Origin of the sequence: Bradyrhizobium genomosp. I (2014) (assembly GCF_000261685.1) — a bacterium.
Taxonomy (GTDB): Bacteria; Pseudomonadota; Alphaproteobacteria; order Rhizobiales; family Xanthobacteraceae; genus Bradyrhizobium.
This window is the reverse complement of the sequence record NZ_AJQE01000115.1, coordinates 1-13,632: the sequence shown is the minus strand read 5'-3', so window position 1 is coordinate 13,632 and position 13,632 is coordinate 1. Positions and strand designations below refer to the sequence as shown.

General features: G+C 65.5%; 19 protein-coding genes and 1 pseudogene. 13 read left to right on the top strand and 7 right to left on the bottom strand.

Annotation, left to right across the window (positions count from 1 at the left end; all coding sequences use genetic code 11):
* Nucleotides 1-620 (bottom strand): annotated as a pseudogene (locus IC50_RS10985) (hypothetical protein); the annotation flags it as partial.
* A gap of 345 nt (nt 621-965) precedes the next feature.
* On the opposite strand from IC50_RS10985, the gene IC50_RS10980 reads away from it, so the two are divergent.
* Nucleotides 966-1,562, top strand: coding sequence for a L,D-transpeptidase (locus tag IC50_RS10980; protein ID WP_433960422.1), 597 nt, complete (start codon nt 966-968; stop codon nt 1,560-1,562).
* 56 nt (nt 1,563-1,618) lie between these two features.
* On the opposite strand, the gene IC50_RS10975 is transcribed toward IC50_RS10980, so the two are convergent.
* Both IC50_RS10975 and IC50_RS10970 read right to left on the bottom strand, forming a co-directional pair.
* The gene (locus IC50_RS10975; protein ID WP_035703930.1) at nt 1,619-2,053 is read right to left on the bottom strand and encodes a COG4315 family predicted lipoprotein; all 435 of its coding nucleotides are present in this window, start codon (nt 2,051-2,053) and stop codon (nt 1,619-1,621) included.
* 117 nt (nt 2,054-2,170) lie between these two features.
* Complete coding sequence (locus tag IC50_RS10970; RefSeq protein WP_035703938.1) at nt 2,171-2,635, bottom strand: MarR family winged helix-turn-helix transcriptional regulator; 465 nt, start codon at nt 2,633-2,635, stop codon at nt 2,171-2,173.
* A 103-nt stretch (nt 2,636-2,738) separates the two neighbouring features.
* On the opposite strand from IC50_RS10970, the gene IC50_RS10965 reads away from it, so the two are divergent.
* From IC50_RS10965 to IC50_RS10945, 5 genes are all read left to right on the top strand, one after another.
* Entirely contained in the window at nt 2,739-4,661 is a 1,923-nt protein-coding gene (locus tag IC50_RS10965) for an FAD-binding monooxygenase (RefSeq protein ID WP_035703928.1), read from the top strand.
* A 171-nt stretch (nt 4,662-4,832) separates the two neighbouring features.
* Nucleotides 4,833-5,801, top strand: coding sequence for an SH3 domain-containing protein (locus tag IC50_RS10960; protein WP_035703924.1), 969 nt, complete (start codon nt 4,833-4,835; stop codon nt 5,799-5,801).
* Nucleotides 5,802-5,971: 170 nt separating this feature from the next.
* On the top strand, nt 5,972-6,250 hold the full coding sequence (locus IC50_RS10955; RefSeq protein ID WP_035703935.1) for a hypothetical protein: 279 nt from the start codon (nt 5,972-5,974) through the stop codon (nt 6,248-6,250).
* A 220-nt stretch (nt 6,251-6,470) separates the two neighbouring features.
* Nucleotides 6,471-6,677, top strand: coding sequence for a hypothetical protein (locus tag IC50_RS10950; RefSeq protein WP_035703922.1), 207 nt, complete (start codon nt 6,471-6,473; stop codon nt 6,675-6,677).
* Between the two features lie 167 nt (nt 6,678-6,844).
* A complete protein-coding gene (locus IC50_RS10945) occupies nt 6,845-7,129 on the top strand; it encodes a hypothetical protein (protein ID WP_050990965.1) in 285 nt (94 codons plus the stop codon).
* Nucleotides 7,130-7,150: 21 nt separating this feature from the next.
* On the opposite strand, the gene IC50_RS10940 is transcribed toward IC50_RS10945, so the two are convergent.
* Nucleotides 7,151-7,495, bottom strand: coding sequence for a DMT family transporter (locus tag IC50_RS10940; RefSeq protein WP_028179789.1), 345 nt, complete (start codon nt 7,493-7,495; stop codon nt 7,151-7,153).
* A 117-nt stretch (nt 7,496-7,612) separates the two neighbouring features.
* On the opposite strand from IC50_RS10940, the gene pdxY reads away from it, so the two are divergent.
* Nucleotides 7,613-8,431, top strand: a complete 819-nt coding sequence (gene pdxY / locus IC50_RS10935) for a pyridoxal kinase (RefSeq protein WP_035703919.1) — start codon at nt 7,613-7,615, stop codon at nt 8,429-8,431.
* Between the two features lie 5 nt (nt 8,432-8,436).
* Here the strand turns inward: pdxY and IC50_RS10930 are convergent, their stop codons facing one another.
* Nucleotides 8,437-9,744 (bottom strand): hypothetical protein, encoded by a 1,308-nt coding sequence (locus tag IC50_RS10930; protein WP_035703917.1) that lies wholly within the window; start codon nt 9,742-9,744, stop codon nt 8,437-8,439.
* Between the two features lie 351 nt (nt 9,745-10,095).
* On the opposite strand from IC50_RS10930, the gene IC50_RS10925 reads away from it, so the two are divergent.
* The 4 genes from IC50_RS10925 to IC50_RS10910 all read left to right on the top strand — a co-directional run bounded on the left by IC50_RS10925 (nt 10,096) and on the right by IC50_RS10910 (nt 12,076).
* Nucleotides 10,096-10,260, top strand: coding sequence for a Flp family type IVb pilin (locus tag IC50_RS10925; RefSeq protein WP_035703914.1), 165 nt, complete (start codon nt 10,096-10,098; stop codon nt 10,258-10,260).
* Between the two features lie 126 nt (nt 10,261-10,386).
* On the top strand, nt 10,387-10,590 hold the full coding sequence (locus IC50_RS10920) for a hypothetical protein (RefSeq protein WP_035703912.1): 204 nt from the start codon (nt 10,387-10,389) through the stop codon (nt 10,588-10,590).
* 170 nt (nt 10,591-10,760) lie between these two features.
* Nucleotides 10,761-11,012 (top strand): hypothetical protein, encoded by a 252-nt coding sequence (locus IC50_RS10915; RefSeq protein ID WP_035703907.1) that lies wholly within the window; start codon nt 10,761-10,763, stop codon nt 11,010-11,012.
* Nucleotides 11,013-11,155: 143 nt separating this feature from the next.
* Nucleotides 11,156-12,076 (top strand): DMT family transporter, encoded by a 921-nt coding sequence (locus IC50_RS10910; protein ID WP_035703906.1) that lies wholly within the window; start codon nt 11,156-11,158, stop codon nt 12,074-12,076.
* Between the two features lie 6 nt (nt 12,077-12,082).
* Here the strand turns inward: IC50_RS10910 and IC50_RS10905 are convergent, their stop codons facing one another.
* Both IC50_RS10905 and IC50_RS42435 read right to left on the bottom strand, forming a co-directional pair.
* Complete coding sequence (locus IC50_RS10905; protein WP_035703904.1) at nt 12,083-12,433, bottom strand: zinc ribbon domain-containing protein YjdM; 351 nt, start codon at nt 12,431-12,433, stop codon at nt 12,083-12,085.
* A gap of 110 nt (nt 12,434-12,543) precedes the next feature.
* On the bottom strand, nt 12,544-12,717 hold the full coding sequence (locus IC50_RS42435) for a hypothetical protein (RefSeq protein ID WP_018644642.1): 174 nt from the start codon (nt 12,715-12,717) through the stop codon (nt 12,544-12,546).
* 186 nt (nt 12,718-12,903) lie between these two features.
* Here IC50_RS42435 and IC50_RS10895 point away from each other — a divergent pair, with 186 nt between their 5' ends.
* A complete protein-coding gene (locus tag IC50_RS10895; RefSeq protein ID WP_050990964.1) occupies nt 12,904-13,263 on the top strand; it encodes a c-type cytochrome in 360 nt (119 codons plus the stop codon).
* Nucleotides 13,264-13,475: 212 nt separating this feature from the next.
* The coding region (locus tag IC50_RS44020; protein WP_035703900.1) for a glyoxalase at nt 13,476-13,632 on the top strand (157 nt) is incomplete at its 3' end.

The window sequence follows — 13,632 nt, the reverse complement described above, 5'->3', positions numbered from 1 at the left end:
GCTGCCGCAACTTGAGCCGCGGGCGGCGTCGCAGATTGGTCAGCCGTCTGATCCGCCGCGGCTTCCACCACGGGCGGCGCCGCCTGAGCAGCGGGGGCCGGCGCGGTCTGCGATGTCGCAGTCAGCCACGAAGTCGCAGGCAGCAATGAGGCCAGTGCCGGCGTCCATTCCGCGAGCATCTGTTTGGCGGTGTCGCCGTGCTTCTCCCAGGCGATGGCGGCGGCCGTGCTGGTCCCCGCAAGCAGCAACGTCACGAACGCGCCGCGCAGCCACCTGCCGACCGAGGATCGCTTCTGCCTGACGGGACCGTCGCTGGACGTGACGTGGACAGCCGTGTCGACAAACGGTGTCGCGGCGGGCTTTCCGTAGACGACGTTGATGGTGGGCTCGGGCGCGCGCGCCGGCTCCGGAGTGAACTTCGGCTCCGAGATGAGCTTGGAGGTGAGCTTGGGCTCCGGACGCGGCGCGATTTCGGGCGCCAGCGCAGGTGACACGCTGGTGGGCCGCGAGGCCAGCACGATCTCCGGAGAGATCTGAACCGCGTCGTGCGGATCGTTGTCCTTGATCGTGTCCTTCACGATCTCATCGACGATTTGCTTGGCGTTCAGCGTCGCGAGCATCGCAGCTCCTTTGAAGCCTGGTGTTTCAAGTCGAGGTCGACCGCATTGGCGCGGGGCCGATTTATCGAGGTGAGCCCATCCCGAACCCCATGGCGCACGAGTCCAGCCGGGTTTGACCAAAGCAAGGCGAGGAGGTGGAGATGATGCGACAGTCCTCCGCCGTTTGTGGTGATGGAACCCGGTTGACCGAACACGCGCACGTGTTCCGTCCCTGCCTTGTTTTCTGCACGATTTTGGCCGCATGTAGAGGGGCTGGGGGTGCTGCTATCCGCTATCGGGGGGCCGGCGGTGCCAAGATCTCTACTCGTTTTGTTCGTCGCAGCCTTGCTGCCGCTGGGCGGCTGCATGCAGACGACGCTTTCGCCATCGACGGATGCGAGCATGACGCCGCGCGACCGTCAGTTGCTTGCGCACACGCCTTACGCGCAGGCGAACGTGCCCGAGCAATATCTCCGTCATATCGTGGACTACCACCGCAAGGAGCAGCCCGGCACGATCCTGGTCGATACCGATGCGCGCTACCTCTATTACGTGCTGCCCGAGGGCAAAGCGATCCGCTACGGCGTTGCGGTCGGTGAGGAAGCCATGGCGTTCTCCGGCGTCGCGCGGGTCGGCCGCTTGGCGGAATGGCCGGACTGGGTTCCGACGGCGGATATCCAGGCGCGACTCGGCCCGTATCCGGCGCGCGTTCGCGGTGGTCCCGCCAATCCGTTGGGTGCGCGGGGCATCTATCTGTATGTCGGCAACAAGGATACGCTCTACCGCATCCACGGCACCAACCAGCCCGAATATATCGGGCAGGCGATCTCGTCCGGCTGCATCCGGATGCGCAATGAGGACGTCATCGATCTCTACGACCGGGTCAAGCTCAATTCGACGGTCGTGGTGTTGCCGCCAGGGCAGAGCGCGCAGGCCGAGACGGGCTCGCGCTGGCGCGGGTGAGGAACGCTCACTCGGACGTCAATGCGTCTGGTGTCCACGCGCGCGGGTCGATCGCGCTATTCGCCCGGCCGGGCGATCCTCCATTGCAGTGTCGTGGCATTGCCGTTGGCATCGCCCGGCGCCTTGTCTGCGGGTGAGGTGTAGAGCGGGCGATAGCGATACGCCCACATCTTGCTGCCGTCATTGCGGCTGATCACGGTAAAGTCGCCGACGGCCTTGGCGTCGGCCGTGGCTGCCAGCGGCACCCAGCTCTCGGTGCACTTGCCGTTGCAGCTCGACGTCTTTCCGGTGGTGTCGCGCTCGTAATAGTAGAGCGTCATGCCCTTTAGATCGACGAGCTTCGGACCCTGCTTGGTCAGGACCACCTTCGCCGGAGCGGTCGTCGCCTCGGGCTTCGGGGGAGGCGGGGCATCGCCGCCGCCATGGCCGTTTGCGAGCGCGTGACCGCTCGAGAGCACGACGGCTGTGGCCACCACGAGGAACCTGAACATCCGAAACTCCGCCCCGCAAAGTTAATCGCGCGTTAAGCGCCCAATGCAGCCGAGGCTAGCAGCTGAAGGTTAGTTCCTGGTTTCGTGCGCTGCGACAATTGCGGCCACGGTCCGGGATCAGACCTGCGCATCGCGTAGCGGGGCGCGGCTGAGCTCATTGCCGGCGGCGATGGCCTTGCGCAGCAGCCGCATCAGCTCCTCGCCCTCCTTCGCGCTGAGGCCGCGCAGCATGATGCGCTGCGCGGATTCGACGGCCGGCGTGATCCGGCGCAGCGTGCGCCGGCCTTCGTCGGTGATCTCGAGCTCGCGCGCGCGGCGGTCGCGGCTGGAGGGGCGGCGCTCCGCGAGGCCCTTCTGGACGAGGCGATCGATCACGCCGGTGATGGTGGTGCGATCGTAGGCGATCAATCCGGCGAGCGTCACCTGGTCGAGCCCCGGATTGGCCTTGATGGTCGCGAGCGCGGCGTACTGCACCGGCGTGAGATCGAAGCCGGCGTCTTCGACCTCGGCCAGGAACACCGCGACCGCGATCTGCTGGAAACGGCGCGCCAGATGCCCGGGCATGTCGTTGTTGTCTTTCACCGTATCCTCCGGAAGTCGCAGCGAGGTGCGGGGCGTTGACAAGTATACTGATAGTCAGCATACTGATCAATATCAAAACAGAACGTTTGCGGGAGAGGTGCTCATGCAATTCCATCTGAATGGATTTCAGCCGGGCGATCCCGAGATTGCGGATCCCGCCGAGCGCGTTCAGGCTTCGGGTGCCGCGGGCGCCGTGCCGGACGAGGTCGATGTTCTCATCGTCGGCTGCGGGCCGGCCGGCCTGACGCTCGCCGCCCAGCTTGCGCAATTCCCCGACCTCAAGACCTGCATCGTCGAGCAGAAGCCGGACCGCCTGTTGGTCGGGCAGGCTGATGGCATCGCCTGCCGCACCATGGAGATGTTTCACGCCTATGGCTTCAGCGAGCGCGTGCTGAAGGAGGCCTATTGGGTCAATGAAACGACGTTCTGGAAGCCGGATGAGCGAACGCCGGAGAAAATCACCCGCAGCGGCCGGGTGCAGGACGTCGAGGACGGGCTGTCGGAATTCCCGCACGTCATCCTCAACCAGGCGCGCATCCATGACTGCTTCATCGACGTGATGCGCAGATCGCCGGCGAAGCTCGAGCCGTATTACAGCCGACGCGTGCTTGATCTCCACGTCGATCGGGCTGCCGATGCAGCCGCTCATGCCGTGACCGTGCGTCTCGAACGCATCGATGCCGCGAACGAGGGCAAGGTCGAGACGATCAGAGCGCGCTACGTCGTCGGCTGCGACGGCGCGCGCAGCATCGTGCGCAGGTCGATCGGACGCGAGTTGCATGGCGATTCCGCCAACCACGCCTGGGGCGTGATGGACGTGCTGGCGTCGACGGATTTCCCGGACATCCGCTTCAAATCCCTGGTCCAGTCGGCCAGGGACGGCAGCCTGCTGATCATTCCACGTGAAGGCGGCTACATGGTCCGCATCTATGTCGAGCTCGCAAAACTCGATGTCGGCGAGCGCGTTGCGAGCCGCAACATCACTGCCGACGACGTGATCGCCAAGGCGCAGCGGATCCTGAAGCCGCATACGCTCGAGGTGAAGGAGATCGCCTGGTGGTCAGTCTACGAGATCGGCCAGCGCCTCACCGACAAATTCGACGACGTGCCGGAGGCCGAGACCGATACGCGCGTTCCGCGCATCTTCATCGCCGGCGATGCCTGCCATACCCACAGCCCGAAAGCGGGGCAGGGCATGAACGTCTCGATGCAGGATGCCTTCAATCTCGGCTGGAAGCTCGCCGCGGTCCTGCGGAGACAGTGCGCCCCGAGCCTGCTGCATTCCTATTCGGCGGAGCGCCAGGCGGTCGCGAAGGAACTGATCGATTTCGACCGCGAATGGGCGGGGATTCTCGCCTCGGCTGCCAAGGCCGGCGGCGCCGATGCCGCCAAAACGCAAGACTATTTCGTCAGGCACGGCCGCTACACCGCGGGCACGGCGACGCACTACAGGCCCTCGGTCCTCACCGGCGCGGCATCGCATCAGCACCTCGCGGAAGGCCTCATCATCGGCAAGCGCTTCCATTCCGCGCCGGCGATCCGGCTGGCGGACGCCAAGCCGGTCCACCTCGGCCACGCCGCGCAGGCCGATGGCCGTTTCCGCATCTACGCGTTTTCACCTGCGGAAGATCCTGCGGCGGCCGGCTCGGCCATTCGCGCGCTGTGCAAGTTCCTGACCGAGGCCGGAGAATCGCCAACCAGGCGATATACGCCTGTTGGCGCGGACATCGACAGCGTGATCGACTTGCGCGCCGTCTTCCAGCAGGATCATCGTGAGCTGGCCGTGACGGCGATGCCACCGCTGCTGCTCCCGCGCAAGGGCCGCTATGGCCTGATCGACTACGAAAAGATGTTTTGTCCGGACCTCAAGGCCGGCCACGACATTTTCGCAATGCGAGGCATCGATCGAAAGAACGGCTGCATGGTCGTGGTGCGGCCTGACCAGTATGTCGCGAATGTGCTGCCGCTTGATGACCATGCCGGGCTTGCGTCGTACTTCGACCGCTTCATGTTGAAGGCGAACTGAGGCGAAGGCGAGCTGAGGCCCGGCAAGCACCGCGCTTGCCGCTGCGATGAACGGCGGATGAATATTGAACTCGCCGTGCGGCGGGCGGCTCAATCTTTCGCCTGATGCGGCGACTGCGCGCGGAACGCCCATTCCGCTTGCGCGTTCCGACTCGAAGAGGAGGAACACGCCATGAAATTCAGAAGCATTCTGGTTGCCGCATTGTTACTTGCCCCGACGGCCGCGCTGGCTGCGCCGGGCATCGTCACTGTCTCCACCGGCCTGCGTGCCGGGCCGGGCACGGGCTTTCCCCTGGTCGATCGCATCCCGGGAGGCGCCCGCGTCAACATCCATGGCTGCCTGCGCGGCAATGCCTGGTGCGACGTCAGCTTCTCCGACGATCGCGGCTGGGTGTCGTCGCAATATCTCGAATATCTCTATCGCAATCACTACGTCTATCTCCCGGACTATGTCGACGAGATCGACGTGCCCGTCGTTCCGTTCGTGCTGACCTCGTACTGGTCGAGCTACTATGCGGGACGTCCCTGGTACCGCCGCCACGCCTACTGGAATAACTACTGGACGTCGCATCAGCGCTTTGCGACGCGGAGAACGCTCGATCCGCGCGCAGCCCGCATCGGTCGCGCGGCCACGCGCGATGCGGCAGTCGCACTCGAACGCAGCGGTGTGCGCGGCAGGGGCGGGGCCGCCGTCTCGGGACGTGGTGCCGCGATCACTCGGCCGGAAGCCGCCATCGCCAAGCGGGACTCCGCGGTTACGGCTGACCGGACCCGCGCCGGACGGAGCGCGCGTATCGTGAATGAGCGAACCGCCGTGCAGGGCCGTCACCCGCGCGACGCACAGGCGCGCATGATGCACGATCATGCTGCGAGCCGCGCCGCGGTGCGCGCGCAGCCGATGGCACGTGCTCATGAGGCTCCGCGTGTCTCTGCCGCGCCTCCGAAGCGGCCTGCGATGCCGCACGTGGCCCGGCCGAACGTCAGCCACGGTTCGCCGATGAATGCCCGTGCGCAGATGCCGGCGCCGCGCGCGGCTGCACCGGCGATGCCGCATCCGGGCGGCGGCGCTCCGCACATCAACGCCGCGCCGCGTGGTGGCCCGCCGGCCGGCGGCCCCGGTGGCGGTCATCAGAAGCACTGACGTCGCTGATGAGAGCCCGGCCCTTGCGCCGGGCTTTCTGTTTGGTTCGGATCGAGTTCCCTGCGCGTACAATTTAAGAAAGTTCTTCGCGGGCAGATTTCATCGATCGTAAGATGTGTACCCAAAGATGTAAGCATCCACTCGGGGCAGCGGGGCACGGGAGGATGACGATGAGACAGAGCCAGGCGGAGACGCGCCGCCAAAATGTCGCGAAGCGGTCGATGACCAAGGAGGCCAAGCAGCTGACCGGCCTGATTGCCGGACTGCGCAAATCCCTCGACGCGATCCACAAGGAACGGGCGAGCACGAAGCTCACCGGCGCCGAGATAGGCCTGCTCGACGAGCGCCGAAACAATCTGCTGCTCACCATTGCAGCCCTCGATGACCGCCTCTCGGCGGTGCAGGGCCTGATCAATCTCGGCCGCCCTCACATTATCCGGGTGCACTAGCGCGATGAGATCAGGACGAATCGTCATCACGCGTTAGTTTATTGTTCGAGCATGACTTCTTCGGAAAACCGGTTCACTTTCCGGACCATGCTCCAGCGCAGCTCGGACATGGGAGGACGGCTCCGTTTTCGGGCCGAACGGAGCCTCTTCCTGCGGATGGCACCAAATTGCCACGCTCCCGGCGAATTGCCGCCAAAGCCCGCTGCCACGACGAGGCCGGGTGCAGGGCGACGCAAGGGGATGCGAATTGGCCTACAAGATGATCGCAGAACGCGAGAACGAGAAGTACAGCTTTGCCCGCGAGAGCCGGCTGCTCATCGTGGCGAAGGCGAAAGTGTGGGCGAGCGAGGGGTGGCAGGTCGTCATCACCGACCAGGACGGCAAGGCCTACGCGCCGCCCGAATTCGATCAGCTGTCGGCGGCGTGATCGCAGGGCGGATTTGGACTATTGTTCGAGCATGATCTCCGCTCAAACGCTTGCGCGTTCGTCGCGGGGGAAAATCGCTCTTCTCTTGTTCCGGATCATGCTCGAGGGGACGACACTTGACAGCATTGTTTCGACCGGGATGCGGTCTGATCGCAGCCGCCGCCGTGATGACCGCGACGGTTGCAGCCGCGCAAAATCTCGACGCCGGAAAGTCGCCCGCGAAGCTTTTCGCTGAAGGCTGCGCGACTTGCCACCGCAGCCCGCGCGGTCTCGCCAAGGGCCGCTTCAGCCTGACGCTGTCCTGGTTCCTGAAGGATCACTACGCCGCCAGCTCCGACTCGGCCAAGGCGCTCGCCGCCTACCTGGAGTCAGTCGATGCGTCGCCGCCCCGGGGTGCGGCCAAGCCCGGTGCAAAGGCGCCGCGTCCGCCCAAGCCGACGCAGAGCCGATAGCTGCACGCAGGCGTTCCGGCGTCAACGCACCGTGGTCTCCGAGAACAGGTTGATGACCACGACCCCGGAGACGATCAGCGCGATGCCGACGAAGGCTGCGGCGTCCAATATCTGGCGGAACAGCACGAAGGAGACGGTGGCGGTCAGGATGATGCCGACCCCGCCCCAGATCGCATAGGCGATGCTCAACGGGATAACCCGGATCGCCACCGACAGCGCGTAGAACGAGGCGACGTAGAACAGCACCATCGCCAGCGTCGGCCAAGGACGGGTGAACTGCGCGGACTGCTGCAGGAATGCCGACGCGGTGACCTCGAACACGATGGCGAGGGCGAGAGCCGTATAGGCGTTGAAGACGGAGCTCATGCGGAGACGAGGCCGATGATGGCTGACATCTGACGGCGCATACCACGCGAGGGTGACGCGCCCGCGACAGAGGGCTGCGCTTGCATCGCCGCACGTTTGACTCTACGGACCTCTCTCATGCTCGTCATCTCCATTCAGAGCCAGGTGGTCCACGGCCATGTCGGCAACAGCGCGGCTGCCTACGCCATGCAGGCGGAGGGCTTGAACGTTGCGGCGGTACCGACGACGCTGCTGTCCAACCATCCGCGCTATCCGAGCCTGCGCGGGCGGGTGCTTGAGACCGAACTCGTCGCCGATCTGCTGAAGGGCGTCGAGGAGCGCGGCCTGGTCGACGAGGCCGCGGTGCTCGTCACCGGCTATCTCGGCTCGCTCGGCAACGCGGTCGTGATCGCCGACTTCGTCGAGCGGGCGCTCACGCGGAATGCGAAGCTCGTCTATCTCTGCGATCCCGTGATCGGCGATGACGGCCGCGTCTATGTCGCGGACGGCATTTTGGACGTGGTCCGACGCCGGCTGCTGCCGGCGGCGCACCTCACGACGCCAAACCAGTTCGAGCTCGAGCTGCTCTCCGGCGTCACGGCCGCTGATGCCCCGGGCCTCGGCGCGGCGTGTGCGATGCTGGCAGGGGCGGGCCGCACCGACGTCGTCGCCACCGGCTGCACGCTCGCTGACACGGCGGCGGGGCAGCTGGAGACGATCCTGTGCGCCGACGGGCGATTGTCGCGCTTTGCGACGCCGCGCCTGCCGATCCGACCCTACGGCACCGGCGATCTCCTCGCCGGCCTGATCGCGGCCCATCTGGCCAAGGGCGAGGCGACGGAGGCAGCGGTGCGACTTGCGGTCGAGACTGTGTTCGCAGTGCTGGTGCGCACGCAGGAAGCCGGCTCCGCCGAGATGCGGCTGGTGCCATTGCCGATCCCGGCGCGTAAGGCGTAACGGCGTCAGGTCGCTCGCTTGCCGGCCGATTGCGCCGATTTCTGCGGCTTGGCCGGGCTCTTCTGCGCGCGTGCGGCCTGGGCCTTTGGCGGCTTGGTACGGGCCGCGGCGCGCACCACCTTCTTGGATCTCACACTGGCGACTTCCTTGCCATCGCCCGTGCCCCGGCGCGAGATGTACTCCTTGCCGTCGATCGGACCGACATGCGGCGGATCGCGGTCGAGGTAGGGGCGGCCGATGCCGAACGCCTTGCCGTTGGCGTCGACCCACTTCCAGAGGATCTCGGTCGAGACCCAGCGCTGCGCGCGGTTGTTGCCTTGGGTGCTGACGATGTCGGCGGCCATGCCGTGACCATAGCCGCCGCGCATGCTGCCGCCATGATAGGAACGATCGGAAGCGGCCTTCAGGCCGCTCGCGATCGACTGGCGGTAGTCGTCGCGGAACGCGCTGGTGATGCCGGGCGACAGGCCGGCGGCTTCGGCCGCGAGCAGCGTGCGGAACAGCTTCCGCTTGAAACTCTTGTCCATGCCGCCGATGACGTAGTCCATCATCGACATGCCGGCGCGCTCGGCCGCCTTCGGATCCTTCCAGGCGAAGTCCTGGTCGACCAGCTTCGTGAAGCTGCGCATCACCGTGACGGTTTTGCCCTTGCGCTTGACGGTGACGGCGCGCCGCTCCTGAACCTTGATCGTGTCCTCCTTGGCGGTGCGCTGATAGAGCGTCCAGAGGTAGCGGTCGATGCAGGCATCCATGACGAAGCATTCGTCGAGCACGGCGACTGTATCGGCAGGCGGTGACGCGTTGCTCGCAGCCGCGACCGGGCCACTCGCGATCGCCGCGGGGGACAGCGCATCCGTCGTCACGATCTCGGTGGGATCGGCGGACGCGACCTTGACGGGCTCTGGCGCAGGGGCGGGGGCAGCTTCGCTGACGATGGCTTCCGGTTCAGGCGAAATCTGCGGCGCGGGCGCCGCCTCGGTCGGCAGGATCAACGCCGGGTCGGCCGACGCGAGCTTGACGGCTGCGGCGGGCTCCTCGGGCGTTTCCTGCGGGGGCGCCGCCGGGGCAGGCGCCGCAGCGACGGCGGCGGCGATGTCGGCGGTCAAGGCGAGGCCATCCTCGATGGTCGCAGCGGGCGGCACGTCGGCGAGGTCGAGGCGGCCGGGATCCTTGGCGTGCGAGACGGCGGCCGCGTTGGCGCCGCTGTTCTCGATGAGGGCAAGCGCATAGGCGGAGAGAGACAACGCCAGCCAGCCGGCGAGAACGGCCGAGGGACACGACACCGCCACCAGAAGAGACCGCCGATCGTTCATGATCCCTGCCTCCAGACGGTTCTGTTCGAACCATCTTGTCCGAATAGTCATGATGCAGACAGTCTCGACGAAACAGTCTTGCACGGAAGGGCACGCAACGCGTCGATTGTTCGAGGGACGGTGTGGCGGCGCAATGGCGTAAATCGGCGACAACGGGCTTTTCAAGCCGGGTGTTGCCGATGTGCAACGCGGGTTCCGAGACGGTCCAGTGTGTCCCGGGGCGACAAGGGCGGCAAACGCAGCATTGTCGTCGACTTGCAGCGATCGCATTAACTCAATCTTGGATTGTGGTCGTGCATTCCTCCTGTGCCGGCAATCTCCGGTCGAATTGGAAGGACGTCGCCTGTGAAATTGAAATGCATGTTGGCCGAATTCGCCGCCGACGAATCCGGCGCCACCGCGATCGAATATGGCTTGATCGCAGCCGGAATCGCGCTCGCCATCATCGAAATCATCTATGCCCTCGGCACCGATCTCGTCGCAAAGCTGCAATCGCTGGCAACAGCATTGAAATAAGATCCCTGCATCGCCCCTCTCGTATCCCGGACGCGCTGCAACGCCCTTTCAATTCGCCTTCCCTGACGCGGTGTTTCGTCCGACCAGCTGCCGCAACCTTGCGGCGGCTGGTGCGTTGGAGGCGCCATGACGCATCCCACGCTTCGTCCCATGGACGCCTTCGATCCCACCGAACCCGCCATCCTGCACGATCGTCTTTCGGACACGATCATCACCTGGACCGCCGATCAGGCCGATGACTGTCGCCGTGCCAGCAGGCCCGGCGGGGACGGGACCGTGGCCTGGAAATCCTATTTCTTTGATGGCTGGGGCGACGTGCTCGGTGGCTGAGCGCCGCCTACGGAAGCGCGACGTCGCAGCCAGCGTGATTCCTCCAAGGCCTTATACGCATGAGGCATATCGCCATGCATCACGCGCGCTATTGCGTTGCAACAAAACATGTCGCAATGCAGCAAAACGGACCTAAATATGCTCCGACTCTCACCTTTGGAGCATCACCAATGAACAAGAAGACTTTGTCGATCGCCGCCGCCATCCTGATGATCGCGGGCGGCACCGCAGCCGCCGCCGAGTTGCCGACCTATGAGGCCAACGGCTTCCCGGTCTCTCCCCTGCAGGTGCGCGTGCTCGGTGCTGCGCATGTCGAGCAGCAGATCTCGGCGCCCACTGCAGTCGCCTCGGCCCACCAGGCGAAGGTGCTCAGTCCCCGCAAGGTCAAGACCGCGGACGTCACCACCGGCGCAGCCCGCTAAGGCTGACATCACGTCGCCGCATGCGCATTGCGGGTGCGGCGATCACGGCGCTGCAGGCTGCGCGCGTCCGTCGCGATGCCTGCGTGCCAGCCCTGCAACCGCGTGGGTTGAGCCGCTCAGCGCGACGACATATCGCTTGATCCATGGATCAGCGGACGAGCGGCGCTGACGCTCTCACTCGGAAGAACGATTCGGCGCCGGCACTGCTCGGCGTGATCTGCGGCCTTGCCGCGGCGCTGTTCTGGGCGCTCGGCTTTGCCGGCACGCGGCATGGCCTCAAGGTCGGCTTCACGCCGGTCGATCTCCTGGTGCATCGCTATGTCTGGTCGGGAATCGCGTTCCTGCCGCTGGTAGCGCGTGCGGGCATCTCCGATCTCTGCGGCATCGGCTGGAGCAGGGGCCTCGTGCTGATGGTGCTCGGCGGCCCCGTGATGTCGCTGATTTCCTACACCGGTTTCCTGTTCGTGCCGCTCGGCCATGGCAGCGTGATCCAGCCCTCTTGCGCGACGCTGGGCGGCCTGCTGCTCGCGGCACTCGTGCTGAAGGAACGGATCTCCGCCTCGCGCCTCGCCGGCGCGGTCGTCATCGTCGGCGGCCTCGGCGTGATCGGTGCGGAATCGATCGGCCATATCGGGACCGACGGCGTGCAGGGCGATCTGATCTTCGTGCTCACCGGATTCATGTTCGCCGGCTTTGGTGCGATGTTGCGCCGCTGGCGCGTCTCGGCCGTATCGGCTGCGCTGGTGATCAACGTGCTGTCGCTGCTGCTGTTGCCGGTCTACGTCGCGAGCGTCGGCCTCGCCCATGTTGCGGCGATCGGCTTGACCGAGAACGCCATCCAGGCGCTGGCGCAGGGCGTGCTCGCCGGTCCCGCCGCGCTCTATCTCTACGCCGTCTCGGTCCAGCGCCTCGGCGTTGCCCGCGCCGCGGTGTTTCCGGCCTGCGTGCCGGCGCTGACGCTGCTCACCGGCTGGCTGCTGCTCGGCGAGCCGCCGACGATGTTGCAGACGGCAGGCCTCGTGACGGTGCTGTGCGGCTTCTATCTGGCGCAGCGGCAGAGCTAGCGGACCTTACGCCTTCCGCACGAACTCCGATTTCAGATTCATCGCGCCGATGCCGTCGATCTTGCAGGCGATGTTGTGGCCGTCGCTGGCGTCCTGCAGGCGGATGTTGCGCACCTTGGTGCCGCCTTTGACGACCGAGGACGAGCCCTTGATCTTGAGATCCTTGATCACGATGATGCTGTCGCCGTCGGCGAGCGCATTGCCGTTGGCATCGCGCACGCCGGCATCCTGCGCCGTGTCCGCGGCCGTTTCCGCCGTGCCGCTCCATTCATGGCCGCATTCCGGGCAGACCCAGAGATCGCGGTCCTGGTAGGCATGCTCGGAGTTGCAGGCCGGGCATTTCATCGTGTCGGTCATGTCTGTCTCGTCTCAACGGTTCGTTCGCGGCGCGACCGTAGAGGCGGGAACCGCGAAAGCAAGGAAAAGCTGCAAACCGCGCGGGCCGGGCCTCGCCTGCCGGTGCGATGTCACCGAAACAGCGCGACGAAGATCACGTAGAGCCAACCCAGGATGCCGTGGATGATCGCCCACAGGATCGAATGATTGTTGGTGTAGGAGATCGCGATGGCGAGCGCCGAGCCGAATCCAACGCCGTATTTCGCGCCCTCGACCCGGACGCCGTAATAGCGATTGCCGTTCATGGTGATGCCTCCTGACCGTCGCATGAGCGCCGAGCCTATGCGGTCGCCGTGATCTTGGCGAGCGGTCCGATCAATGAGGCAATGTCGACCGCGCAAGTCGTCCGCGCCTCCCTTGACGCAGATCAACTCGGCCTTTCGGTGCAAATCTAGGCTCGTCCAACGATTCAGTCGCGGTGAGGTCTGGCCATGTCGCACAGTGTTCGAATCTACATCGGCATCGTCATCCTGATCGCCTTGTCGATGCTGTTTCTCTTCAGCGTCGTCCACACCGCCGCGGGGGCCTCCCGGCCCGGCTCGCGCATGATCGCCGAAGGACATCGCCTGGCGCGAGCGTGGTGCCAAACCTGTCACGCCGTCGAGCCGCACATGATCGGACTGTTCGACGAGGCCCCGAGCTTCCAGGCCGTCGCCGACCGGCACGGCACCACCGCGCTGTCGCTCAAGGTGTTCTGGCGGACCAGCCACCAGAACATGCCGAACCTGGTGATCTCGCCGGAGCAGGCGGATGCGCTTTCGGCGTACATCCTGAGCCTGAGGGGCGATTGAGAGCCGGGCCAAACGAATTTTGCGAAAACAACCCCATGCACAGTAGACATCCCTCTGGAATCGCTCGGGGTTTGATTTTACTTCGGTAATACAGAAAATGGTTTGACCCGTCGGGCGAAACAGGCGCATTATGCCACGGTGGTGTTCCCTCGACGTCTCGGCGTTCGGTGCGTAGCTTCCGCTCATCCGGAAACGACACCGACGAGTCCGCCATGACCTTCCTCCTCAACATCGACGTCCCGGACGTCGGGAAAGCCGCGACCTTCTACACCGAAGCCTTCGGACTGACGGTCGGCCGCCGCTTCGGCGCCGACTTCGTCGAACTGCTCGGCTGGCCGGCACCGGTGTATCTCCTGACCAAGCAGGCCG

Excerpts from the sequence above, each read along its gene's own strand:
- IC50_RS10980 (WP_433960422.1), top strand. The coding sequence starts at position 966 with ATGCAGACGACGCTTTCGCCATCGACGGATGCGAGCATGACGCCGCGC.
- IC50_RS10975 (WP_035703930.1), bottom strand. The coding sequence starts at position 2,053 with ATGTTCAGGTTCCTCGTGGTGGCCACAGCCGTCGTGCTCTCGAGCGGT.
- IC50_RS10965 (WP_035703928.1), top strand. The coding sequence starts at position 2,739 with ATGCAATTCCATCTGAATGGATTTCAGCCGGGCGATCCCGAGATTGCG.
- IC50_RS10960 (WP_035703924.1), top strand. The coding sequence starts at position 4,833 with ATGAAATTCAGAAGCATTCTGGTTGCCGCATTGTTACTTGCCCCGACG.
- IC50_RS10955 (WP_035703935.1), top strand. The coding sequence starts at position 5,972 with ATGAGACAGAGCCAGGCGGAGACGCGCCGCCAAAATGTCGCGAAGCGG.
- IC50_RS10945 (WP_050990965.1), top strand. The coding sequence starts at position 6,845 with ATGACCGCGACGGTTGCAGCCGCGCAAAATCTCGACGCCGGAAAGTCG.
- IC50_RS10940 (WP_028179789.1), bottom strand. The coding sequence starts at position 7,495 with ATGAGCTCCGTCTTCAACGCCTATACGGCTCTCGCCCTCGCCATCGTG.
- pdxY (WP_035703919.1), top strand. The coding sequence starts at position 7,613 with ATGCTCGTCATCTCCATTCAGAGCCAGGTGGTCCACGGCCATGTCGGC.
- IC50_RS10930 (WP_035703917.1), bottom strand. The coding sequence starts at position 9,744 with ATGAACGATCGGCGGTCTCTTCTGGTGGCGGTGTCGTGTCCCTCGGCC.
- IC50_RS10920 (WP_035703912.1), top strand. The coding sequence starts at position 10,387 with ATGACGCATCCCACGCTTCGTCCCATGGACGCCTTCGATCCCACCGAA.
- IC50_RS10915 (WP_035703907.1), top strand. The coding sequence starts at position 10,761 with ATGAACAAGAAGACTTTGTCGATCGCCGCCGCCATCCTGATGATCGCG.
- IC50_RS10910 (WP_035703906.1), top strand. The coding sequence starts at position 11,156 with ATGGATCAGCGGACGAGCGGCGCTGACGCTCTCACTCGGAAGAACGAT.
- IC50_RS10905 (WP_035703904.1), bottom strand. The coding sequence starts at position 12,433 with ATGACCGACACGATGAAATGCCCGGCCTGCAACTCCGAGCATGCCTAC.
- IC50_RS42435 (WP_018644642.1), bottom strand. The coding sequence starts at position 12,717 with ATGAACGGCAATCGCTATTACGGCGTCCGGGTCGAGGGCGCGAAATAC.
- IC50_RS10895 (WP_050990964.1), top strand. The coding sequence starts at position 12,904 with ATGTCGCACAGTGTTCGAATCTACATCGGCATCGTCATCCTGATCGCC.